Origin of the sequence: Microvirga flavescens, assembly GCF_003290125.1 — a bacterium.
Lineage (GTDB): Bacteria > Pseudomonadota > Alphaproteobacteria > Rhizobiales > Beijerinckiaceae > Microvirga > Microvirga flavescens.
In genome coordinates this window covers 148,569-171,994 of the sequence record NZ_QMKH01000002.1, presented here as the reverse complement: position 1 = coordinate 171,994, position 23,426 = coordinate 148,569, and the positions used below count along the sequence as shown (strand labels likewise).

At 62.0% G+C, this 23,426-nt stretch carries 19 protein-coding genes and 2 pseudogenes; all 21 read left to right on the top strand.

Annotated features, from left to right (window positions below; genetic code table 11):
- The first annotated feature begins 267 nt into the window (after nucleotides 1–267).
- The 21 genes and pseudogenes from DQW91_RS05575 (at nucleotide 268) to DQW91_RS05480 (ending at nucleotide 23,352) form a co-directional block, all read left to right on the top strand.
- The gene (locus tag DQW91_RS05575; protein ID WP_157961348.1) at nucleotides 268–1,170 is read left to right on the top strand and encodes a hypothetical protein; all 903 of its coding nucleotides are present in this window, start codon (nucleotides 268–270) and stop codon (nucleotides 1,168–1,170) included.
- 67 nt (nucleotides 1,171–1,237) lie between these two features.
- The gene (locus tag DQW91_RS05570) at nucleotides 1,238–2,464 is read left to right on the top strand and encodes an extracellular solute-binding protein (protein ID WP_245410917.1); all 1,227 of its coding nucleotides are present in this window, start codon (nucleotides 1,238–1,240) and stop codon (nucleotides 2,462–2,464) included.
- A gap of 60 nt (nucleotides 2,465–2,524) precedes the next feature.
- The gene (locus DQW91_RS05565; protein WP_112662613.1) at nucleotides 2,525–3,457 is read left to right on the top strand and encodes a carbohydrate ABC transporter permease; all 933 of its coding nucleotides are present in this window, start codon (nucleotides 2,525–2,527) and stop codon (nucleotides 3,455–3,457) included.
- Nucleotides 3,454–4,308: a carbohydrate ABC transporter permease gene (locus tag DQW91_RS05560; RefSeq protein WP_112662612.1), complete on the top strand. Its 855-nt coding sequence runs from the start codon at nucleotides 3,454–3,456 to the stop codon at nucleotides 4,306–4,308. The genes DQW91_RS05565 and DQW91_RS05560 overlap by 4 nt, the downstream gene beginning before the upstream one ends.
- A 10-nt stretch (nucleotides 4,309–4,318) precedes the next feature.
- Nucleotides 4,319–4,999 carry an N-acetylmannosamine-6-phosphate 2-epimerase gene (locus DQW91_RS05555; RefSeq protein WP_112662611.1) on the top strand — a complete coding sequence of 227 codons (681 nt, stop codon included), beginning with the start codon at nucleotides 4,319–4,321 and terminating at the stop codon, nucleotides 4,997–4,999.
- Nucleotides 5,000–5,020: 21 nt separating this feature from the next.
- On the top strand, nucleotides 5,021–6,091 hold the full coding sequence (locus DQW91_RS05550; RefSeq protein WP_112662610.1) for an ABC transporter ATP-binding protein: 1,071 nt from the start codon (nucleotides 5,021–5,023) through the stop codon (nucleotides 6,089–6,091).
- Between the two features lie 126 nt (nucleotides 6,092–6,217).
- On the top strand, nucleotides 6,218–7,159 hold the full coding sequence (gene msrP / locus DQW91_RS05545) for a protein-methionine-sulfoxide reductase catalytic subunit MsrP (RefSeq protein WP_245410916.1): 942 nt from the start codon (nucleotides 6,218–6,220) through the stop codon (nucleotides 7,157–7,159).
- On the top strand, nucleotides 7,159–7,788 hold the full coding sequence (msrQ, locus tag DQW91_RS05540; RefSeq protein ID WP_112662609.1) for a protein-methionine-sulfoxide reductase heme-binding subunit MsrQ: 630 nt from the start codon (nucleotides 7,159–7,161) through the stop codon (nucleotides 7,786–7,788). Before msrP ends, msrQ begins: the two co-directional genes overlap by 1 nt.
- An 81-nt stretch (nucleotides 7,789–7,869) precedes the next feature.
- Nucleotides 7,870–8,673 carry a molybdate ABC transporter substrate-binding protein gene (modA, locus tag DQW91_RS05535; protein ID WP_112662608.1) on the top strand — a complete coding sequence of 268 codons (804 nt, stop codon included), beginning with the start codon at nucleotides 7,870–7,872 and terminating at the stop codon, nucleotides 8,671–8,673.
- Nucleotides 8,670–9,368, top strand: a complete 699-nt coding sequence (gene modB / locus DQW91_RS05530; protein WP_112662607.1) for a molybdate ABC transporter permease subunit — start codon at nucleotides 8,670–8,672, stop codon at nucleotides 9,366–9,368. The genes modA and modB overlap by 4 nt, the downstream gene beginning before the upstream one ends.
- Nucleotides 9,365–10,480 (top strand): molybdenum ABC transporter ATP-binding protein, encoded by a 1,116-nt coding sequence (gene modC / locus DQW91_RS05525; protein WP_112662606.1) that lies wholly within the window; start codon nucleotides 9,365–9,367, stop codon nucleotides 10,478–10,480. Before modB ends, modC begins: the two co-directional genes overlap by 4 nt.
- A gap of 47 nt (nucleotides 10,481–10,527) precedes the next feature.
- Nucleotides 10,528–10,692, top strand: a pseudogene (locus DQW91_RS05520) (aminopeptidase); the annotation flags it as partial.
- Nucleotides 10,693–10,851: 159 nt separating this feature from the next.
- Nucleotides 10,852–12,732 carry an ABC transporter ATP-binding protein gene (locus tag DQW91_RS05515; RefSeq protein WP_112662605.1) on the top strand — a complete coding sequence of 627 codons (1,881 nt, stop codon included), beginning with the start codon at nucleotides 10,852–10,854 and terminating at the stop codon, nucleotides 12,730–12,732.
- Nucleotides 12,733–12,759: 27 nt separating this feature from the next.
- Entirely contained in the window at nucleotides 12,760–14,283 is a 1,524-nt protein-coding gene (locus DQW91_RS05510) for an ABC transporter substrate-binding protein (RefSeq protein WP_112662604.1), read from the top strand.
- A 33-nt stretch (nucleotides 14,284–14,316) separates the two neighbouring features.
- Nucleotides 14,317–15,237: an ABC transporter permease gene (locus DQW91_RS05505; protein ID WP_112662603.1), complete on the top strand. Its 921-nt coding sequence runs from the start codon at nucleotides 14,317–14,319 to the stop codon at nucleotides 15,235–15,237.
- 5 nt (nucleotides 15,238–15,242) lie between these two features.
- A complete protein-coding gene (locus tag DQW91_RS05500; RefSeq protein ID WP_112662602.1) occupies nucleotides 15,243–16,100 on the top strand; it encodes an ABC transporter permease in 858 nt (285 codons plus the stop codon).
- Nucleotides 16,097–17,833, top strand: a complete 1,737-nt coding sequence (locus DQW91_RS05495; protein WP_112662601.1) for a M14 family zinc carboxypeptidase — start codon at nucleotides 16,097–16,099, stop codon at nucleotides 17,831–17,833. The genes DQW91_RS05500 and DQW91_RS05495 overlap by 4 nt, the downstream gene beginning before the upstream one ends.
- A gap of 165 nt (nucleotides 17,834–17,998) precedes the next feature.
- Entirely contained in the window at nucleotides 17,999–19,651 is a 1,653-nt protein-coding gene (ettA, locus tag DQW91_RS05490; protein WP_112662600.1) for an energy-dependent translational throttle protein EttA, read from the top strand.
- A 56-nt stretch (nucleotides 19,652–19,707) separates the two neighbouring features.
- A pseudogene (locus DQW91_RS16980) lies at nucleotides 19,708–20,259 on the top strand (SDR family NAD(P)-dependent oxidoreductase); the annotation flags it as partial.
- 132 nt (nucleotides 20,260–20,391) lie between these two features.
- The gene (locus DQW91_RS05485) at nucleotides 20,392–21,876 is read left to right on the top strand and encodes an AMP nucleosidase (protein ID WP_245410936.1); all 1,485 of its coding nucleotides are present in this window, start codon (nucleotides 20,392–20,394) and stop codon (nucleotides 21,874–21,876) included.
- 228 nt (nucleotides 21,877–22,104) lie between these two features.
- Complete coding sequence (locus DQW91_RS05480; RefSeq protein WP_342633208.1) at nucleotides 22,105–23,352, top strand: FAD-binding oxidoreductase; 1,248 nt, start codon at nucleotides 22,105–22,107, stop codon at nucleotides 23,350–23,352.
- The last annotated feature ends 74 nt before the right edge of the window (nucleotides 23,353–23,426 follow it).

Below are 23,426 nucleotides of genomic sequence, written 5' to 3'. Positions count from 1 at the left end.
GACTCCTTTTATTTGTCGCATGATCCGGGCGAACACCCGGTTCCCACTTGTTCTGATCATGCTCTAGCGGCTTGCTGACCATTGCGCCACGGCTATTCGAGAGAAGGCTCGTCTTCATCGTGACGTTTCTAGAAGAACCGAACTGTAGCGGAATTTTGTCGGGCGGCGGGCAAGGCCGATCCGTCCCGCAAAATGGTTGCCGATAACTTTCCCGGCAGGGTTAAGACCACTATGGACAGAAGGCGACCAATATGAGACCAGTAGGGGGTGAGCGACCCTGGTTTCATCCCCTGTTTCCGGACATTGCAGCAATTGTCCGTGCCTGGAGCCCAGACCAATGAGGATGGGTTGGGCGCGCGCGCCCGTCATGCCTGGATCATCGACGGGGCGACTGGTGTCGCCGGAGCGCATCTGACCCCGGGCCGAAGCGATGCCGCCTGGCTCGCCGCGTGCCTTGGCGACGTGCTGCAGGCTTGCGCCAATGAGAGCGCCGAGACGCTGTTTTCTTCCCTGGAAGCCCAGATCGGCGCGGCTTTCTCTGCGGTTGCGCCCGGAGTGCCCGCCGGAGAAGTGCAGGCCGCCCCTTCGGCCTGCCTCGGCGTCATCCATTGCCGGGATGCTGCGGAGGGTGGGGCGCTGGTTATCGAGGGCGCTTTTCTCGGTGATGTGGTCGCCCTCGTGCCGACCCCGGAGGGGCTGGTGCGCTGGACTGACGAGCGGGCGAAGCCCTTTGAGCGGCGCACTCTTGCGACGCTCGGGCGCTCCGACCGGGAAACCGGCGTCATGCCGGAAGAAACACGCCTGCAGATTTTGGAAAACCGGACCAGGCTCAACCAGCCCGATGGGTATTGGGTCGTGCATCCGCTTCGCCCCTGGGCGGGGAGGGAGCTGCGGTTCGAGGCGCGTGTCGCGCCGGGGCAGCCGATCGTGCTGGCAACCGATGGTTTCATGCGGCTCGTGGACGTGTTCGACGTCTATACGGACGAGACGCTTTATGCTGCTCTTGGCGCGGGGCAGGCCCTTGGCCTGATGCAGGAACTGCGCGAACTGGAGCAGCGGGACGATGCGACGACAGCCTTTCCACGGGTGAAGGTGCACGACGATGCGACCGTTCTCGTGGTCGCGCTGCACGAGAATTGCAAGGAATCACGAAAAGGCCCGGAGTACTGAGCCTTTTCGGTGAGAGAAGACGTCAACAAGTTGAGGGACGAAAATGAAGCTGACGAGACGAATTCTGATGAGCGCCGCGATGGGCGGCTATGTTGCTCTGACGGCGGGATCCGCCTGGGCGAAGACCGAGCTGACCTTCTGGAGCTGGCGCCAGGAAGACAAGGCTTTCTATCAGGACATCATCAAGAAGTTCGAGGCCAAGGAGCCCGAGATCTCGGTGAAGTTCGAGACCTATGCGCCTGAGAACTACCAGACGATCCTCTCCACCGCGCTCGCCGCCGGTCGTGGGCCGGATGTGATCCAGGTTCGCGCCTACGGCAATCTCGAGACCATCGCGACCCCCGGCTACCTGCTCGCGCTCGACCAGCAGAACGCGCCGGAACTGGCGAACTTCCCCGCACCGGCGCTCGCCGCCGAGACGCTGCGCGCGGATGGCAAGGTCTACGCGGTTCCCTTCGCCATGCAGGCGCAGCTCGTGGTCTACAACAAGAAGATCTTCAAGGATGCCGGCCTGAACCCGCCGAAGACCTGGGATGAGCTTCTCGCTGTTGCGCAGGCGCTGAAGGCCAAGAACATCAGCCCCTTCGGCAACGGCACGGCGACGGCCTGGCAGAACGAGACCATCGTCGGCGGCCTGCTTTCGTCCATGCTCGGCAAGCAGTTCGAGGAAGACATCGTCACCGGCAAGGCGAACTTCACCGATCCGCGTTTCGTCAACGCGCTGGCCAAGCTGAAGGACATCAGCCAGTACTTCTCGCCGAACTTCACCGGCGTGGATTATCCCTCGTCGCAGCAGCTCTTCGTTGCTGGCCGCGCCGCCATGTTCGCGGGCGGTTCGTATGAGGTTGCGAATTTCAAGAACCAGAACCCGATGCTCGATCTCGGCGTGTTCCCGGCTCCCGTCCTGAAGGCAGGCGACCAGGCTATCATCGCCACCTACTATGACGGCGGCTATGCGGTGAACGCCAAGTCCGAGAAGAAGGACGCGGCCCTGAAGTTCGTGCGCTTCCTCGCGACGCCCGAATACGGCACGGCCTTCACCAACACGCTGAAGAACCTGTCGCCGATCAAGGGCATCAAGATCGAGGACGCGATCACCCAGGACGTGGCGAAGCTTGCCGAGAACTCGATGTCCTACCTGATGCTGGTCCGCTTCCGTTATCAGGAGCCGAGCGGCTCGGTTCTTCTGCAGTCGAACATTCAGAAGATGCTCGCCGGTCAGCAGACCCCGGAGCAGGCCGCTGCCGAGATCAACAAGGGCATCGCGACCTACTACAAGCCGTTCCAGAAGTAACACTTTGGATAAGTGGCGGCGGGCTCTCGTGCCCGCCGCCATTTTTTGAGGGTTCAACCCATGCCCGTCTCGCCCAAACAGGCCCGCACGCTGAAGCATCGAAGCTGGGTGGCGTTTCTCGTCGTTCCGCCCATCGCCTTCATGTCACTGTTCGTGGTCTATCCGATCCTCTCCGCCTTCGCCTACGCCTTCTATGAATGGCGCGGTCTGGCGCGGGGCGATTTCGTGGGACTGGCCAATTTCAAGGACGTTCTGTTCGGCCCCACCATGGGCCCGGTGGTGTGGAACGCCTTTCTTCACAACGTCTATGCGCTCATCGCGCTGATGATCATCCAGAACGGCGGCGGGTTCTTCCTCGCGTGGCTGCTCTACAGGGAGCCCTTTGGCTTCCGCTTCCACCGCGTGGCCGTTTTCGTTCCCGTGGTGCTCTCGACGATCATCGTCGGCTTCCTGTGGAAGCTGTTTCTCAATCCGAATTTCGGGCTCGTGAACCAGGCGCTTTATACGGTCGGTCTCGACGCGCTTGCGAAGCCCTGGCTCGGCGATGCCTCGACCGCGCTTGGCGCGCTCATCCTCGCCAATGCCTGGCACTTCGTCGGCTTTCCGACGCTCGTCTATCTCGCCGGCATGCAGCGCATCCCCTCCGAGATCATCGAAGCCGCGCGGCTTGATGGAACGAGCGAATGGCAACTGCTCAAGAATGTCGTGTGGCCGCTCGTTGCGCCGAGCACGACCATTCTCTTCACGCTTCTCTTCATCGGTGCGTTCAACTGGTTCGAAATTCCGTACGTGATGGTGGGCCTTGACGGATCGCCTTATGGCTCGACCGACGTTCTCGGCCTCGTTTTCTATCGCACGGCCTTCGGCAACCAGAGCGCCAGCATCCAGAATTTCGGGCAGGGCTCCGCGCTCGCGACGCTTCTGTTCCTGTTCATCGTCGTGTTCGCGTCGATGCTTACCCTGTGGCTGCGCCGTCGGGAGATTCAGTTTTGAGCGCCTCGATCACGCATTCCTCCGCGCCGTCGCGGGCCATCTCCTTCGCGTTCCTGGCTCAGATCATCCTGATCCTGAACTCGTTCATCATGCTCTATCCCGTCGTGGTGATGGTTCTCTCGGCCTTCAAGACGACAGGTGAGATTTTCGAGCATCCGTTTGCGCTGCCTGATTTCACGCAAATCCAGAACTTCGCCCGCGTGCTCGGCGAAACGTCGATGCCGACTTACTTTGTCAATTCGGTCATCGTCACGGGCGTCTCGATCCTGTTGATCCTCGTTCTCGGAACGATGGCGGGTTATGCCGTTGCTCGCTACGAGTCGCGCACCAACACCTTCGTCCTTTTGTTCTTCCTCGCGGGGTTGATGCTGCCGCTCAAGCTCGCGGTTATCCCGCTCTTCATCCTGCTGCGCGATCTGAACCTTCTCGACAGCCGCTGGAGCCTGATCGTCACCTATACGGCTATCGGTCTGCCTTCCGCCGTGTTCATCATGGCAGGCTTCCTGCGCTCGCTGCCGTCCGAGCTCGAGGATGCCGCGCGCATCGATGGCGCTTCCGAGCCGCGCATCATGTGGTCGGTCATGCTGCCTCTCGCGCGTCCGCCAATGGCGATTGCGGCGATCCAGAACGCGGTGCCGATCTGGAACGACTTCTTCTTCCCGCTCGTCTTCATCCAGACCGATTCCGCTAAGACCCTGCCGCAGGGCCTCACGGCCTTCATGGGCGAATACACGACGGATTGGGGCATGCTGTTCGCGGGCCTTACCATCGCCGCCGCGCCCATCACGCTTCTCTATATCGCACTGTCGCGCCAGTTCATCCAGGGCATGACAGCCGGCGCGGTGAAGTGAGGAGAATGCGATGCTGATCCCCAAAGGCACGCTCGTCGTTTCCTGCCAGGCACGCGCCGACAATCCGCTGCACGGCCCCATCTTCATGTCGGCGATGGCCCGCGCCGCCGCCGCCGGGGGGGCGAGCGGCTTTCGCGCCAACGGCGTGGAGGATGTCGCGGCCATCCGCGCCGTGTCGACGCTGCCGATCATCGGAATCTCGAAAGAGTGGGACGATCGTTTTCCTGTCTACATCACTCCTGATTTCGAAAGCGCCGCGCGGATCTCCCATGCCGGCGCGGATATCGTCGCGCTCGATGCGACGCCCCGCGCGCGGAACGGTGAACCTATCGGGCGACTGATCGCGCGCATTCGCGACGAACTGAAGCGCGAAGTGTTTGCCGACATCTCAACGCTCGAGGAAGGGATCGCCGCGCATTCCTTCGGCGCGACCTATATCGCGACGACGCTTGCGGGATACACGGAAGAGACGGCAGCCTCGAAAGGGGAGGGGCCGGATCTCGATCTTCTCTCCGCGCTCGTCGCCGCCGTCTCCGCACCCGTCATCGCGGAAGGGCGGTTCGATACGCCGGACCTCGTCGCGGAGGCGTTCCGGCGTGGCGCGCATGCGGTCGTCGTCGGAACGATGATCACCAATCCACGGGAAATTACCAAGAAATTCGTTCGCGCGACCCCGCAGCGGACGGCTTGAAAGCAAGGGCCGGAGAAAGTCATGGCGAATGTATCGATCCGCGACGTCAAAAAGTCGTTCGGTACCGTTTCGATCATCAAGGGCGTCAGCGTCGATATTCAGGATGGCGAGTTCGTCATTCTCGTCGGCCCCTCGGGCTGCGGAAAGTCGACCTTGTTGCGCATGATCGCGGGTCTTGAGGACATCACCGACGGTACGATCAGCATCGGCCCGCGCGTCGTGAACGACGTCGCGCCGAAGGATCGCGACATTGCCATGGTGTTTCAGAGCTATGCGCTCTATCCGCATATGACGGTTGCGGAGAACATGGCTTTCTCGCTCAAGCTCAAGGGCACGTCACAGGCTGAGCAGAAGAAGCGCGTGGAAGAAGCGGCGGCCTCGCTCGGCCTTACGCCGCTGCTCGACCGCTATCCGCGTCAGCTCTCTGGAGGCCAGCGCCAACGCGTCGCGATGGGCCGCGCCATCGTGCGCAATCCGCAGGTGTTCCTGTTCGACGAGCCTCTGTCGAACCTTGACGCCAAGCTGCGCGTCGCCATGCGCGCCGAGATCAAGGAGCTGCATCAGCGCCTGAAGACCACGACGATCTACGTGACGCACGATCAGATCGAAGCCATGACGATGGCCGACAAGATCGTGGTGATGCATGACGGCATCGTCGAGCAAATGGGTGCTCCGCTCGAGCTGTACGACCGTCCGGCCAACCGTTTCGTCGCAGGCTTCATCGGCTCGCCCGCCATGAACTTCATCGACGGCGTGCTTGGCGATGGCGGCGTGACGTTCGCCAGCGGCACCGTTCTGCCACTCGATACGCGTGCGCCTTTGGCGAACGGCACCAGGATTGCCTACGGCATCCGTCCGGAGCATTTGCAGGTTGTCCCAGCCGGAACCCCGGGGGCCATTCCGGCCACGGTTTCTGTCATCGAACCGACGGGCTCGGACACGACGCTGATCGTCAAGGCGGAGGGCGGCAGCCTCACGGTGGTCTTGCGCGAGCGTGTCGATCTCCAGCCCGGGCAGGCCGTTGCACTCAAGCCGGTGGCCCATCAGGCGCACCTCTTCGACGAGGCGGGCGCGCGTGTCGCTTCGGTTTAATTGAACCGGACAGACGCGGGAGCCGTTTTCTCCTTTTGAGAGAGGGTGGCTCTGACATAAACGTGAGATTGATCCTCGCTCATTCTGGTGTACCCATTCATCATGGGTTTAGAGCGAGGTTGCACCGTGCTGATCCGTCGTCCGTCCGATATCCTTCCTTCCGAGATCACGTCCCGCGACATCTATCTCAACCGGCGTCAATGGATGACGGGGGCGGCTGGGCTCGCCTTCGCTGGCCTTGCGGGCAGCGCCGACGCCGCGCCCCTGTCGACCGTGAAAAGCCCCTTCTCGACGGATGAGAAGCCGACGAGCAGGGAGGACGTGACCCACTACAACAATTACTACGAGTTCGGCGTCGACAAGAGCGCTCCCGCCGCGAACGCCCACACGCTGAAAACCAAGCCCTGGACGGTGAAGATCGACGGCCTGGTGGATAAGCCCGCTGACTACGCACTGGAAGATCTCATAAAGCCCGCGACGCTGGAGGAGCGGATCTACCGCATGCGCTGCGTCGAGGGTTGGTCGATGGTGATCCCGTGGGTCGGCTTCCCGCTGGCGGACCTTATCAAGCGCGTCGAGCCGAAGAGCGGCGCCAAATATGTGGCCTTCGAAACCGTTTATCGCCCGGCTGAGATGGTGGGGCAGCGCGGCATTCTGCCGGTTCTCGATTGGCCCTATGTGGAGGGCCTGCGGATGGACGAGGCGACGCATCCGCTGGCGCTCCTCGCCGTCGGGCTCTATGGCGAGACGCTCGAAAACCAGAACGGTGCGCCGATACGCCTCGTGGTGCCGTGGAAATATGGCTTCAAGGGCATCAAGTCGATCACGCGCCTCAGCTTTGTGGAGAAGGAGCCCCCGACCTCCTGGAACCGGCAGGCATCCAACGAATACGGCTTCTATGCCAATGTGAACCCGGCCGTGGACCATCCACGCTGGAGCCAGGCGACGGAACGGCGCATCGGGGAGGGCGGCCTTTTCGCAAAGCGGCGGCCCACTCTGCTTTTCAACGGCTATGCCGATCAGGTCGCGAGCCTCTACTCCGGCATGGATCTGCGGAAGTTCTATTGATGGCGAACAAAGCCGCCCCAATCGCAAAGCCGTTCCAGGTGCCGAAGATCGCGCTTTACGTGATCGGCTTCATTCCTGCGGTCTGGCTTTTCTATCAGGGGGTCAACGACCGGCTGGGCGCGGACCCCATGCGCTATCTGGAACAGGCGCTCGGCCTCTGGGCGCTGCGCTTTCTCATCGCCACGCTGATGGTCACGCCGTTGCGGCAGCTCTTCAATGTCAATCTGCTGCGCTATCGCCGCGCGCTCGGCCTTCTCACGTTCTATTACGCAGTGCTGCACCTGACGACCTATCTCGTGCTCGACCAGGGGCTCGATTGGGCGGCGATCGGGGGCGATATCGTCAAGCGGCCTTACATCACCATCGGCATGGCGACCTTCGTCATCCTTATTCCGCTGGCCGTGACATCGAACAACGCTTCCATCCGCAGGCTCGGCGGGCAGGCCTGGGCACGTTTGCACAAGCTTGTCTATGTGGCGGCCATTGGCGCGGCGCTTCACTTTCTTCTGGTGGTCAAGTCCTGGCCAATGGAACCCATCGTCTACGCCGCAATCGTGGCCGTTCTTCTTGGTTACCGGCTGGCTCGTGCGCTCAACAGAAGGGCTGTGCCTAAACGGCAGGCTGCTTGATGGGCCCGAACCCCTGCCTGCCGGGTTTCCCTTGTCAGGGGGGTGTTCTAGGATAAGCTTCCAAAATTTCAGGAGGCGGACATGAAAACGGGATTTTGCTCATGGCTTGGCGCGGTCGGGCTGGCGTTGGTGAGCTTCCTCAATCCGCAGCAAGCCGGTGCGCAACAGGGGCAGGACGTTGTCGTCTTCGCCGCCGCCAGCCTGAAGAACGCGCTCGATGACATCAGTGCCGCATGGGAGCGGGAGACCGGCAAGAAGGCTTCCATTTCCTATGCCGCCAGTAACACCCTCGCCAAGCAGATCGAAGCCGGCGCGCCGGCGGATATCTTCTTCTCCGCCGATCTCGACTGGATGGACTATCTCGCCAAGAAGGACCTGATCGACATGAAGACGCGCTCGAACCTTCTCGGTAACCGCATCGTTCTCATCGCGCCGAAGGATTCGAAAGCCGAACTGTCTCTGCAGCAGGGCGTCGATCTCGCCAAGGCCCTTGGGGATGGCAGGCTCGCGATGGGCAATGTCGATGCCGTGCCTGCGGGCAAATACGGCAAGGCCGCGCTCGAAAAGCTCGGCGCGTGGGACGGCGTGAAGGACAAGGTGGCGCAGGCCGAGAGCGTGCGGGCCGCGCTGCTGCTCGTCTCGCGTGGCGAAGCGCCATTCGGCATCGTCTATCAGACGGATGCTGCCGCCGATCCCAACGTGAAGGTCGTCGCTGCCTTTCCTGAGGATAGCCACCCGCCGATCATCTATCCCGTGGCTGTGACGAAGACCTCGAAGAACGCGGACGCGGCCTCCTTCCTGTCATTCCTGCGCTCCGGCAAGGCGAGGCCCCTTTTCGAAAAGCAGGGTTTCACCTTTCTGGATAAGCCGGCGTCTAATTCGTGACAGCCTGGCTTTCTCCGGCGGAGTGGACTGCGGTCGTTCTCAGCCTCAAAGTGTCTGTTGTCGCGATGGCGGCGAGCCTCGTCCCTGGAATTCTCGTCGCGATGGCTCTGGCGCGCGGGCGCTTCTGGGGGCGGCAGGCGCTTGATGTTCTGGTGCATCTGCCGCTTGTGATGCCGCCGGTGGTGACGGGCTATCTTTTGTTGTTGTGGTTCGGCAAACGCGGCCCCATTGGTGCTTTTCTCGCGGAGAAATTCAACATCGTCTTCGCCTTCCGCTGGACGGGCGCGGCGCTCGCCTGTTCCATCATGGCTTTTCCCTTACTCGTGCGCGCCATTCGCCTCTCTATCGAAGCGGTGGACCGCAAGCTCGAGGATGCCGCCGGGACGCTCGGCGCGCGTCCGCTCTGGGTGTTCCTGTTCGTGACGTTGCCGCTGATCCTGCCCGGCATCATTGCAGGAATGGTTCTGTGCTTTGCGAAAGCGATGGGCGAATTCGGCGCGACGATCACATTCGTCTCCAACATTCCCGGCGAAACGCAGACGCTTCCCACAGCCATCTACACGTTCACGCAAGTGCCCGGCGGGGAGGGCGGGGCGATGCGACTGACCTTCGTTTCCATCGCGATCTCCGTTGTCGCACTCGTGATTTCGGAATGGATGGCGCGGCATGTGCGGCGCAAGGTTCAGGCCGCATGACGCTCGACGTTGATATCCGGCATGAACAGGGAGCTTTCAGCCTTCAGGCGCAGTTCCACTCGTCGGGGCGGCTGACGGCGCTGTTCGGGCCATCGGGCTCCGGCAAGACGACCCTCGTCAACGCCATCGGCGGATTGCTGCGCCCGGATTATGGGCGCATCGTCGTCAACGGGCGAACGCTGGTGGATACGCAGCTCAACGTCTTCGTGCCCAAGCACAAGAGGCACATCGGCTACGTGTTTCAGGAAGCACGCCTGTTCCCGCATCTAAATGTGCGCAACAACCTTCTCTTCGGGCGTTGGTTCACCCCGAAGGGGAGGCGCGTGAGCGATTTTGACGCTGTCGTCGATCTTCTCGGTATCGCGCATCTGTTGGAGCGCCGCCCCACCACGCTCTCGGGCGGCGAGAAGCAGCGCGTCGCCATCGGGCGGGCGCTGCTGGCCGATCCGGCGCTTCTTCTGATGGACGAGCCGCTTGCTTCCCTCGATGAGGCGCGCAAGGCCGAGATTTTTCCTTACATCGAGCGTCTGCGGGATGAGGGGAACATTCCCATCGTTCTCGTCAGCCATTCGGTGGCGGAAATTGCACGGCTGTCGACCTCAGTCGTCGTCCTGTCTGAAGGGCGTGTCATTGCGACGGGAAAGCCCGCCGACATTCTTCAGCGCACTAATCTTCTCCCCCCGTTCGATGCTGCGGAAGCGGGCACTCTGGTCGAGGCGCAGGTGCTCGGGCACGATGATGCCTATGGCCTGACGACGTTGCGCATAAAGGCCGGAACGCTGAGCGTGCCGCGTCTCAACCTCAACGTAGGCACGCCGCTGCGCGTGCGGCTGAGGGCCCGTGACGTCATGTTGTCCTTGAACGAGCCCGAGGGCCTGAGTGCGCTCAACGTTCTGCCCGCAACGGTTTTCTCTGTGGGAGTGACGCAAGGATCTTCCGTCGATGTCTCTCTGAACTGCGGCGGCGACATTCTTGTCGCCCGCGTGACGCGGAAATCCATCGAGCGGTTGAACGTGTCGCCCGGGCAATCGCTCTACGCCATCATCAAGAGCGTTGCCTTCGATGCCGGAATGCTCGGAACCATGCCGCCTGAGATGTCGCGGAAAGTTTGAGACTTAAAGGAGCATGCCTACAAGGCCGGGGCCACAAGTACATCGCCGGCGGCGGCGTAATGAGCGAGGGGGAGCTTGCCGCGCGCGGCGCGAACAAGAGCCTTATCCACATTGACTGGATGATCGGCTCCGGTGAGGTGGATGTCGACGGCATCACCGCCGAGGGCCGCGCCGGGCCCCTCATGCGCAAGGGCGAGTGGGTTTCCTCGTAAGGCTGTAACCCTTACTGAGGCGGATTTTTGGGCCGTTTGTCGCGGATCGCCAGCCTTCTCTTTGTGCAAACCGCACTTGACGACCGGACGCAGGCAGGGTTCTTGATAGAGGTCTTAAACAGGTACTTTCAATGCCGCCCGCCACGGGAATGACCGTTCATGAATAGTGCGCCTATCGCGAAGCCTGCCGGTTCCGAAGCGGCAGGTTCCCTTCTGTCCGTTCGTTCCCTTTCGGTGGAATTCGGGAGCTTCCGCGCCGTTAACGAGGTGAGCTTCGACGTCCAGCCGGGCAAGACGCTCGCCATCGTTGGCGAATCCGGCTCCGGCAAGTCGGTGACCTCCCTCGCGATCATGCGTTTGACCGATTACACAGGCGGGCGCATTGCCGGCGGTGAAATTTTGTTTCGCCCCTCCAGCGGTGAGCCCCTCGATCTCGTGAAGGCCTCCGACGACCGGTTGCGGCAGATTCGCGGCAACGAGATCGCGATGATCTTCCAGGAGCCGATGACCTCGCTCAATCCGGTTTTCACCATCGGAAACCAGATCGCCGAGACATTGATCCTTCATGAGGGCCTGAGCTCGCGGGATGCGCGCCTGCGCGCCAAGGAACTGCTGCAGAAGGTGCGCCTGCCCGACGCCGACCGCCTTCTCGACCGCTATCCGCACCAGTTATCGGGCGGCATGCGCCAGCGCGTGATGATCGCGATGGCGCTCGCCTGCCGGCCGAAGCTGCTGATCGCCGACGAGCCGACGACGGCGCTCGACGTGACGATCCAGGCGCAGATCCTCAACATCATCCGCGATCTGCAGCAGGAGATGGGCACCGCCGTCATCTTCATCACGCACGACATGGGCGTCGTTGCCGAGATGGCGGACGACGTGGTCGTCATGTGGAAGGGCAACAAGGTCGAGGAAGCGCCCGTGCGGGAAATCTTTGCCGCGCCGAAGCACCCTTACACCCGCGCGCTCCTTTCCGCCGTGCCGCGCCTTGGCAGCCTGAAGGGCGAGCCCCTGCCGAAACGCACCCCCGTCACCGTCATGGATGGCGGCGAGCCGAAGCTGGTCGGCGAGACGCGCGTGCAGGATACGGCGAATTACGCCAAGCCCATCCTAGAAGTCGAAAAGCTCACCACGCGTTTCGACGTGGGCAAGACGTTCCTTGGCCGCGTGACGCATCGCGTCCATGCGGTGGAAGAGGTGAGCTTCCAGATTTATCCGGGCGAGACGCTGGCACTCGTCGGTGAATCCGGCTCCGGTAAATCGACCATCGGCCGCACACTGCAACAGCTTATCGAGCCGACGAGCGGCATGGTGCGCTTCGAAGGGCGCGACATGAACGCCATGAGCCACGGCGAGCGGCGCCGCCTACGGCAGCAGATCCAGTATATCTTTCAGGATCCGTTCGCTTCGCTCGATCCGCGCCACACCGTCGGCTACAGCATCGCCGAGCCCATCGTCGTTCATGGTCTCATCAAGGACCGCAAGGCCATCGACCGGCGCGTGCAGGAGCTTCTGGAGCAGGTCGGCCTGCGGCCCGAGCACGCGAAGCGCTATCCGCACGAGTTTTCCGGCGGCCAGCGCCAGCGCGTGTGCATCGCGCGTGCTTTGGCGAGCGATCCGAAGCTCATCATCGCGGACGAATCCGTTTCGGCCCTCGACGTTTCGATCCAGGCGCAGATCGTCAATCTGTTGATGGAATTGCAGGAGAAGCGCGGCCTCTCGTATCTTTTCATCACGCACGACATGGCGGTGGTGGAAAAGATCAGCCATCGCGTCGCGGTCATGTATCTCGGCCAGATCGTCGAGATCGGTACGCGCCAGGCGGTGTTCGAGAATCCGCAGCATTCCTACACCCGCAAGCTGCTTTCGGCGGTTCCCATCGCCGATCCGCAACGCGAGCGGGCGAAAATGCGCATTGAAGGCGAGATCCCGAGCCCGGTTCGTCCGGTGGGGCAGGAGCCCGCGATTCATCGCATGCAAGAAATCGAGCCCGGACATTGGGTCGCGCTCGAAGCCGACGCCATTCGCGGTGCGGCGTAAAAAACTCCACAGAGGGGAAGACGGACAATGAAATTCTCAAAATTCCTGATGGCGGCGGGTCTTGCCGCCGCGGTGGCGATGCCGCTCGCCACGCAAAGCGCGCAGGCTGCCGGCATCCTGACGGTCGCCATCTCCATCGATCCCGGCAGCTGGGACCCCATCGACACCTTCGTCGTGCCGTGGGGCTCGGTCGGCAGCAACATCTATGACGGTCTGACCTCGCGCGGTCCGGACATGAAGCTGCAGCCCGGCCTCGCCACGAGCTGGGAACTGCTCGACAACAACAACCGCATTCGCTTCAAGCTCCGCCAGAACGTCAAGTTCCACAACGGCGAGCCCTTCAATGCGGGAGCGGTGAAGTTCACCTTCGATCGTCTTCTCGGCGATGAAGGCAAGAAGGGGCCGCAGCAGTCGAACTATAACTCCATCGACCATGTCGAGATCGTCGACGACTACACGGTCGATTTCGTGATGAAGCAGCCCGATCCCGTGCTTCTCACCAAGCTCGCCGGCTACGGCGGCATGATCGTTCCGCCCAAGTACATTCAGGAAAAGGGCGACGAATATTTCAACACCCATCCGGTCGGCACGGGCCCGTTCAAGTTCGTGGAATACACGCCGAAGGTGAGCCTCACCCTCGAAGCGTTCCCTGAGCACTGGGGCGGCGCGCCGAAGCTCGACAAGGTGGTTTACCGCATCATCGCCGAAGCGAACACGCAGGTTGCGGAGCTGCAGGCAGGCCGCGTCGATATCGCAAACCTCGTTCCGTTCGGCCTCGCGCCGACCATCGAGAAGAGCCCCGATCTGAAGCTCGTCAGCATCACCGGCCCGACGGTGGTTTCGCTGCGCCTCAACACCAAGAACGGCATCACGAAGGATGTGAACGTCCGCAAGGCGCTCATCATGGCCATCGATCGCGATGCCATCATCAAGGCGGTTCTGCTCGGCCATGCGAAGCCGATTGCAAGCTTCCAGTCCGATCTTTCGTTCGGTTACGATCCGGCGCTGAAGCCGCTGCCGTTCGATCTCGCGAAGGCGAAGCAGTTGCTGCAGCAGGCCGGCGTTCCGGCTGGTTCGACGGTCAAGATCGACTTCCGTGGTCCCGATGCGACCTTCCGCGAAGTGGCGCAGGCGTCTGCCGGCTTCCTTCAGGCCCTCGGCCTCAAGGTCTCGCTGCAGCCCTACGAGACGCCGGTTTTGCTCAACGACATCATTCCGAACGGCAAGACGGGTGAAGCGTGGCAGAATGCCTGGGGCGGCTGGACGTTCGATTACGACAACACCGCCTACCTGATGTATCACTCGGGCGAGAAGTGGAACCCTTACGACAATGATGCGAAGCTCAACGCCCTGCTCGAAAAGCAGCGCAGCATCTACGACGTGAAGGAGCGCGAGAAGATCCTGCGGGAAGTTGCGGCTTATGTTGCCGAACAGGCTCTTGAGATTCCGCTCTATAACGAGAACACCGTCATGGGCGTGAATAAGCGCGTGAAGAACCTCGTGCCGCCGGCTGATCGCCGCTTCCGCTTCACCGACGTGTCGGTGGACTGATCCCGGTCAAGTGAAAAGGCAGGACCACGAATAATGGCTGGCTTCATCCTCAAGCGGCTGCTGCAAGCTGTCTTTGTGGTCCTCGCCGTCACGCTGATCGTCTCGTTCGCGGTCAGATTGTCGGGCGATCCTGCCATCATGCTGACGGGTGCCGGCAGCGTGACGGAGCAGGACCTGAAAAACATTCGACAGGCGCTCGGCCTCGAGCGCCCGTTCATCGTGCAGTATCTCAGTTTCCTGCAAGGTATCGTCGTCGGCGATTTCGGGCGTAGCTTCATGGGCGGAACGTCTGTCTCGAAGCTTATCGGGCAGGCGCTTCCCGCAACGCTGCTTCTGGCCTTTGCGTCGCTTCTCACCTCCATTGCGGTCTCCATTCCGCTCGGCGTCTATGCCGCCGTCAAGCGGGGTGGGGCTCCCGATCAGCTGATCCGCATCCTGTCGCTCGTCGGCCTTTCGTTTCCGAATTTCTGGCTCGCGATCATGATGGTGCTTTTCTTCTCCATCACGCTCGGCTGGCTTCCCCCGAGCGGCATGGAGGGGCCGAAGAGCTTCATCATGCCGGCCCTTACGATGGCGATCATCCTCACGGCCACGAATGTGCGGCTTGTGCGCACATCAATGCTGGAGACCCTGTCGCAGCAATATATCATGGTGGCCCGCTCGAAGGGGCTCAAGGATTGGGTCGTGCTCTACAAGCACGCGCTGCGCAATTCCGCCATTCCGCTCGTGACTTATGTCGGCGTGCAGTTCGGCAATCTCATCGGCAGCATCGTCATCGTTGAGCGCGTTTTCAACTGGCCCGGCATGGGCACGCTCGCCTTCGATGCGATTTCGGCGCGCGATTATCCCGTGCTGCAAGGCTCCATTACGGTGCTCGCGCTCTTCATCGTTCTCATCAACCTCGTGGTCGATATCGCCTATGGGCTGATCGATCCGCGCATCCGGACGGAGTGACGCTCATGGCGATGGCTCCCGCCGCGCCCTCGCGGTTGCGGCACTTCCGCTCCCTTGAACTGACGCTTGGTCTTTTCCTGACCGGCATCATGGTCCTGCCTGTCCTGTTCTCTGGGTTCCTGTTCCCGGATGGTGGCGAGAGCATGGACCTCATGGCGCGCCTTCTCCCGCCGCTTCAGAGCCCGGCGCATCTTCTCGGCACGGACCCGTTGGGCCGCGACGTTCTCGCGCGTGTCGTCGTCGGCGGCAAGATTTCGCTGATGGTCGGTGTTTTGTCGGTTCTTGGCGCGGTCACCCTCGGCACGTTCATCGGTCTGATCGCGGGGTACTATCGCGGCATCGCCGAGATTCTGCTGATGCGCTTTGCCGATATCCAGCTCGCGCTTCCGTTCATCCTCGTCGCGATCATGTTCATCGCGGTCCTCGGCACCGGTGTCGACAAGGTGATCTTCTTCATGATCATCGCGCAATGGGTGCAATATGCCCGCGTCGTGCGTGGCTCCGTGCTGGCGCTGCGCGAGCGGGAGTTCGTGCAATCCGCGCGGGCCATCGGTGTCGGCAATGGCCGTATTATCCTCACGCATATTCTCCCGAATGTGCTCGGCCCCATCGTCATCCTCATGACGTTGAACGTCGGCACGAACATCCTCCTTGAAAGCAGCCTGACCTTCATCGGGCTCGGCGTTGATCCGCTGATTCCGAGCTGGGGCGGCATGCTGGCGGATGGGCGGACTTATCTGCAGACGGCGTGGTGGGTCAGTGTGTTTCCAGGGCTCGCCATCATGTTCACCGTGCTCGGCCTCAATCTCCTCGGAGATTGGCTGCGCGATTATCTCGACCCGACAGGACAAACCTCGCGATGACCGTTTTGCTCGATGCGCGCGTTCCCAGGACGCTTGACGTTCTCTTGCGTGAATGGGGCGATGGAACGCATCGCGGAGCGCGCATCGAGGCTTGGCTGTTCGAGGATGAGAAGGCGCGCCGCGAGGCGGAAGTCGCGCTCGCGGCGGCGGGCGTCACCGCTACGCTGCGCAGCGCCTACAAGCCGTTGCTTCATGCCTTTCTGGAAGAGATCGACCTGGCCGGCGCTGTGCGGGTGCATGTGCGCTATCCGGTTCATCCGGAAGCCTTGCCGCTGCGCTTTCTCTCCGAGGCGTATCCACTCGCGGCGTTGCTCGATGGGCTAGAAACCCACTTCGAGGGGGGCGAGGCGGACCTGACCTATCGCGTTCGCGTCGACTATAGTGACGGACGGGTTGCGGAGCATTCCGTCTTCGCGCCGAACCGCCTGCGCGAAAATCACATTGGCGAAACCGATCTGACGCCGACGGGCTGGATCAAGGTTTCGGGGGAAGGGCGGGACGAAACGCTTGTCACCGAATTCGAGACGGTCTTCGATAGGGTCATGAGCGCCATCGCCGCGCATCGCTGGCCCGACAAGGAGCCCTTCGCCGAAACCATCGCCATCGATGTCGTGATCCCCGGCATCGAGCGGGAGCTTCCTTATGGCGATGAGGTCATGAGCACGCGCGAGGCGCTGCACGAGGATTTCTATTTCTCGCTCATCGAGTTCTTCAAGCGTCTCAGCAGGCGGCCTCCCGAGGATCGTGGCGTACAGCCCGGGCAGATCGTACCCGATATCCGTGCAGGCGAGGGCGATGCGCTGGTTCGCCTTTCGCTGCGCCCCTTCGCCGTGCTGCCGCAGGATCCTTTCCGCACTGAGGTCGAAATCGAAGTTGCCGACCGCGCGCCTGGTCTCGCGCAGATGCATCGTGAACTGGCTGCGCTTCCGGGCAGGACTTTCGAAGGACAGTCGCGCGAGGGACGTCCCGTTCGCGGCATCTATCGCGCAGGTTCGCGCCCCGCCGTTCTGGTGAGCGGCGGGCAGCATCCCAACGAGACAACGGGCGTCGTCGGCGCGTTGCGCGCTGTTCGCAGGCTCCTGGCCGATCCTGCGACGAACATCGCCTACATTCCGGTCGAGAACCCGGACGGATACGCCCTTCACGGCCGCCTGTGCGAAGCCAATCCCCGCCACATGCACCACGCTGCGCGCTACACCTCACTCGGCAGCGATGTGGAATATGACCATGGCACGCCGTTCTATGAAAAGGGCGCGCGGATGCAGGCGTTGGAAATGTCCGGCGCGAAGCTTCACGTCAATCTCCACGGTTACCCGGCTCACGAGTGGACGCGCCCACTGACCGGCTATCTGCCGCGCGGGTTCGAATTATGGACAATCCCGAAAGGCTTCTTCATCATCGTGCGCCATCATCCGGAATGGGCTGAAAAGGCGCGCGCGCTGGTGGAGCGTGTAACGCAACGGCTCTCGGCCATTCCCGGTCTGCCGGAGTTCAACCGTCGCCAGATCGAGATCTGCTCGATCCATTCCGGCGGTACGCCCTATGAAATCATCAATCACATCCCGTGCCTCATCTCGCCGGCGGATAGGCATCTGACGCCTCTGACGCTCATCACCGAATTCCCGGACGAGACGATCTACGGCAAGCCGTTCCAGTTCGGGCATGAGGTGCAGATGACGACGGTCCTCGCCGCCGAGGAAGCATTTCCGGAGATTGTGGGAGCCGGGGCCTGAGGCCGCCCTATGTCATTCCAGGGCCGCGCGGCAGCTCTGGATTCCGGGTTCGCCCCGGAATGACAGGCCTACAGCCCCAGACCTTTTGCCTGACCGCCTTGCCGGTCCGGGCCGCCCCTGCTAACTGACGCGCAACTTCTTTCGCCATTTAGCAGGACTTTGCCCGTGTCCCGTCAGTTCATCTACCACATGCGTGGCCTCACCAAGACCTATTCCAGCGGGAAGAAGGTTTTGGACAATATTCACCTGTCCTTCTATCCGGATGCGAAGATCGGCGTTCTCGGCGTCAACGGCGCCGGTAAGTCGACCCTCCTGCGCATCATGGCCGGCATCGACACCGATTGGGCGGGCGAGGGCTGGGTCGCGGAGGGCGCGCGCGTCGGCTACCTGCCGCAGGAGCCGCAGCTCGATCCGTCGAAGACCGTGCGCGAGAACGTGCTGGAAGGCGTCGCGCCGCAGCGGGCGATCCTCGACCGCTACAACGAACTCGCCATGAACTACTCGGACGAGACGGCGGAGGAGATGACCCGCCTTCAGGACGAGATCGAGGCGAAGGGCCTGTGGGATCTCGATTCCAAGGTCGATCAGGCGATGGATGCCCTGCGCTGCCCGCCGGACGATTGGGGCGTGGAGAAGCTTTCGGGTGGTGAGCGCCGTCGCGTGGCGCTCTGCAAGCTGCTTTTGGAACAGCCCGAACTGCTCCTCCTCGACGAACCGACCAACCACCTCGACGCCGAGACGACCGCCTGGCTCGAAGGCCATCTGCGCACCTATCCGGGCGCGATCCTGATCGTGACCCACGACCGCTACTTCCTCGACAACGTGACGGGCTGGATTCTCGAACTCGACCGTGGCCGCGGCATCCCTTACGAGGGCAACTATTCCTCGTGGCTGGAGCAGAAGCAGAAGCGTCTGGAGCAGGAAGGCCGCGAGGATGAGGCGCATAAACGCACCATCGAGCGCGAGCGCGAATGGGTGTCCGCCTCGCCGAAGGCCCGTCAGGCGAAGTCCAAGGCGCGTATCCAGCGCTATGAGGAACTTGTTGCCAAGGCGAGCGAGAAGGCTCCCACCACCGCGCAGATCGTCATTCCGATCGCCGAACGTCTCGGCAACAACGTCATCGAGTTCGACGGTCTGAAGAAGGCCTTCGGAGACAAGCTCCTCATCGATGGGTTGTCGTTCAAGCTGCCGCCGGGCGGCATCGTCGGCATCATCGGCCCGAACGGTGCCGGTAAGACGACGTTGTTCCGCATGATTACCGGTCAGGACAAGCCGGACGAGGGCACGATCTCCATCGGTGAGAGCGTCAAGCTCGGCTATGTTGACCAGAGCCGCGACACGCTGGATGACAGCAAGACGCTGTACGAGGAAATCTCCGGCGGCAACGAGGTGCTTTATCTCGGCAAGCGCGAGATCAACGCCCGCGCCTATTGCGGCGCGTTCAACTTCAAGGGTGCGGACCAGCAGAAGAAGGTCGGCGTGCTCTCGGGTGGTGAGCGTAACCGCGTGCACCTCGCCAAGATCTTGAAGTCGGGTTCAAACGTCCTTCTCCTTGACGAACCGACCAACGATCTCGACGTTGATACCCTGCGCGCTCTCGAAGAGGCGTTGGAGGATTACGCGGGCTGCGCGGTCATCATCAGCCACGACCGCTGGTTCCTCGACCGCATCGCCACGCACATCCTTGCCTTCGAGGGTGACAGCCATGTGGAGTGGTTCGAGGGCAACTTCGCGGACTACGAGGAGGACAAGAAGCGTCGCCTCGGCGTGGATTCCACCATTCCGCACCGCATCAAGTACAAGAAGTTCTCGCGCTAGAGCATGATCTCACCGGTTATTCGCCGGGTCATGCGGCAATTCATCTAGAGGCTGGCATGAACACCTTTCTCATCACGGGTATCGGACGCGGCATCGGTCTGGAACTGGCCCGCGTCCTGCTTGCCCGTGGTGACAAGGTGATCGGCACCGTGCGAGATCGCAGAAGCCTGCCAGCGGAGTTCGAGAATGCCGAGAAGGCAGGCCGCTTCCGGGTTTTGACCGTGGATGTTCGCGACGGGGCATCCGTCGCGGCGGCGGCCGCATCGGTGGACGAACCCATCGACGTTCTCATCAACAATGCAGGCGTCATCGGGCCGGACCGCCAATCGACCCTCGACATGGACTTCGAGGGTTTTCTCGAGACACTTCAAGTCAACACGCTTGCACCCTTGCGGGTCGCGCAAGCCTTCCTGCCGCTCTTGAGGCGCTCGAAGGACGCGAAGATCGTCACGATCTCCAGTCGCATGGGCTCGCTCGCTTACGCCAAATCCGACCGCATCGCTTACCGCGCTTCGAAGGCGGCTGTGAACAAGGTCATGCAGGGGCTGGCAACCGATCTCGAAGGGGAGGGCATCCCCGTCACCGTCATGCATCCCGGCTGGGTGCGTACGGATATGGGAGGGGTAGGCGCGGATATTTCCGTTCAGGAAAGCGCGGGCGGGATCGTGGCCGTGATCGGGGAGTTGGATTGTTGCAACAAAACGTGTATGACCCTTGAGGCACTGAACAAGTGCCAAGAGATGAACGTGTCCGCTGACAGAATTTCGAACTTCCAGACCGTATCGACCCCTGAAGAAGCCGTTGAACGGCTCATTGCTCTCTACGACGCTGCCATCGAAGCGCAGCGCCATTCCCTAGAGACCTTTTTCGCCACAGGCGTCGCCCCCACCCCTTCCGAACGCGCCCGGTTCCGCTATCCGGAGTTGAGAGTCCTTCATCGCTCCACGGCGGTGCCGCCGGTCAAGCAACGCGCCTTCGCCAAGTTCCAGGGCCCCGGCGTCTATGCGACGACGGTCACCCAGCCCGCTTTCTTCAAGGGCTACCTGCTGGAGCAGCTCAACTACCTGACCCGTGATTATGACGCGGCCTTGGAGGTTGGCGTCAGCGATCAGGAAATTCCCTATCCTTATGTTTTCGAGCGCGGGGACGAGCTGGGGCGCGGCGCGCATTCCGCTGCCGAGCTTGCCCAGCATTTCCCGACGCCGCTTCTGGCGAAGGTCGGGGACGAGATAGCCGACGGTACCTGGATCTTCCGGGACGGGGAGCCACGCCCCCTGTCGCTGTTCGACGCGGCGCGGGTCGATTACTCGCTGCGACGCCTCGTGCATTACACCGGCACCGACTGGCGCTCGATCCAGCCGTGGATCCTGCTCACCAACTATCACCGCTACGTGGACCAATTCATCCGCTGGGCGGTCGGCGTTCTGGGCAAGGATGACAGCCCCTTTCAGAGGCTCGTGCTTCCCGGCGGCATCGCCATCGAGCGCGGGCTCGATGAGGCGGCCGTGGCCGAGTTGATCGGCTCTTCGCCCTGGCACCGGTTCCAGATGCCGGCCTACCATCTCGTCCGGAAGGATGGGCAGGGGGTGACGCTGGTCAATATCGGCGTCGGGCCTTCGAACGCGAAGAACATCACGGACCATCTGGCGGTCACGCGGCCGCATTGCTGGCTCATGGTCGGCCATTGCGGGGGCTTGCGTCAGTCGCAGACCATCGGCGATTACGTGCTCGCCCACGGCTATCTGCGCCGCGACCGTATTCTCGACGACATGGTGCCGCCGGAAATTCCGATCCCGGCCCTCGCCGAAGTACAGGTGGCGATGCAGGAAGCGGCTGCCCAGGTCACGGGCGAGCGGGGCGAGGCGCTGAAGCGCCGCCTGCGCACCGGCACGGTGGTGACTTACGACGACCGGAATTGGGAACTGCGCTGGAGCCAGGAGCGGCGTCAGATCAACCTGTCGCGCGCCATCGCGGTGGATATGGAAAGCGGTACCATCGCCGCCCAGGGCTATCGCCTGCGCGTTCCTTACGGCACACTGCTCTGCGTGTCCGACAAGCCGCTACATGGTGAGATCAAGCTGCCCGGAGCCGCCAATGCCTTCTACGAGCGCGCGGTGAGCGAGCACCTGATGATCGGCATCGGCGCCATCGACATCATGCGCGATCAACGCTCGTCCCTCCATTCGCGCAAGCTGCGAAGCTTCGACGAGCCGCCGTTCCGGTAGGCCGTGCCATTCCGACGACGAGCCTAAGCCATGCCAAGCACTTCTCGCCGGACCTGTCTCAAAGGCGCAGCCGCCACGGCGGTTGCGCTGGCGCTTCCAAATGCGGCTCGCGCGCAGCCTCGCCAGATCCTGAACGACGCCAGCCGCCTGAATCCCACACCGGTATTCCGGCATTGGACCGTTACCGAGGATACGCAAGCAGATTTCATTTCTCGCTTGCGCCGAGAGTTGAAGGAGGCCGCTGCCGCCAAGCGGCCTTTCTGCGTTGCAGGCGAACGGCACTCTATGGGAGGACAAAGCATCCCCCGCAACGGGACGGCGGTCACGCTTGCTACGCCTGTCTGCCGGCCCGAGCCTGCCGAGGGTATTTATCGGGTTCACGCGGGTGCGCGCTGGAAGGATGTGATCGCCGCTCTCGATCCGCTCGGGTTCTCTCCCGCGGTTATGCAGTCCAACAACGATTTTGGCGTGGCGAGCACGTTCTCGGTCAACGCGCACGGTTGGCCGGTGCCTTACGGCCCGTTCGGCTCCACCGTACGCTCTTTTCGCATAATGCTTTCCGGCGGAACCATCCTGACCTGTTCCCGCAGCGAAAACAGCGATCTTTTCGGTCTCGTCATGGGCGGTTACGGCCTGTTTGGCGTCATCCTGGATCTTGATGTCGAGATGGTCGCCAATCGGCTTCTCAAGCCGACTTTCAAAGAACTGTCGATTGCGGATTTCGCGCAGCACTTCATTGAGGCCGCACAGAGCGGTGAAGTGTCGATGGCCTATGGCCGATTGTCCGTTGCGAAAGAAGAGTTTCTACAGCAGGCGCTTCTCGTGACTTATCGCCCGCAGCAACCCGACGGCAGCCTACCACCTGCGCAATCGGGCGGTACCATGTCCGCTATATCGCGCGATATCTACCGCGCGCAGACGGGGAGCGAACGGTTCAAGAAATTCCGGTGGTTCGCCGAAACCGTCGTGGGACCGACGATCTCCTCAGGTTCGGTGACACGAAACTCCCTGATGAACGAACCTGTTTCCAACTTGAGGAGTTCAGATTCTCGACGCACTGACATTCTTCACGAGTACTTCGTGCCTCCTCACGCCTTTGCTGCGTTCGTGGAGGGCTGCCGGGGCATCATTCTGCGCTCGCGACAGGAGTTCATGAACGTAACCCTCCGTTATGTCGGAAAGGATGAAACCAGCACGCTGGCCTTCGCTCCGGCGGCACGCATTGCCGCCGTCATGTCCTTTTCTCAGGAAATATTTCCCGAAGCGGAAGCGGACATGATGCATATGACCGAGGCCTTGATCGACCTCGCGATCGGACTTGGTGGAAGTTTTTATCTTCCCTACCGGCTGCATGCCCGGCGCGATCAAGTAGAGGCAGCCTATCCCCGTCAGGGCCAATTCATCGACCGGAAACGCCACTACGATCCCGGGCTGCTGTTCCGAAATCTCATGTGGGACGAGTATTTCTCAGCCTGACGACAAGGCTCGGCTTGGGGATCCTGTCCGCCGCGCAAGAGTTCCCTGGAAATTACCCGAGCGGCCGCGCTTGC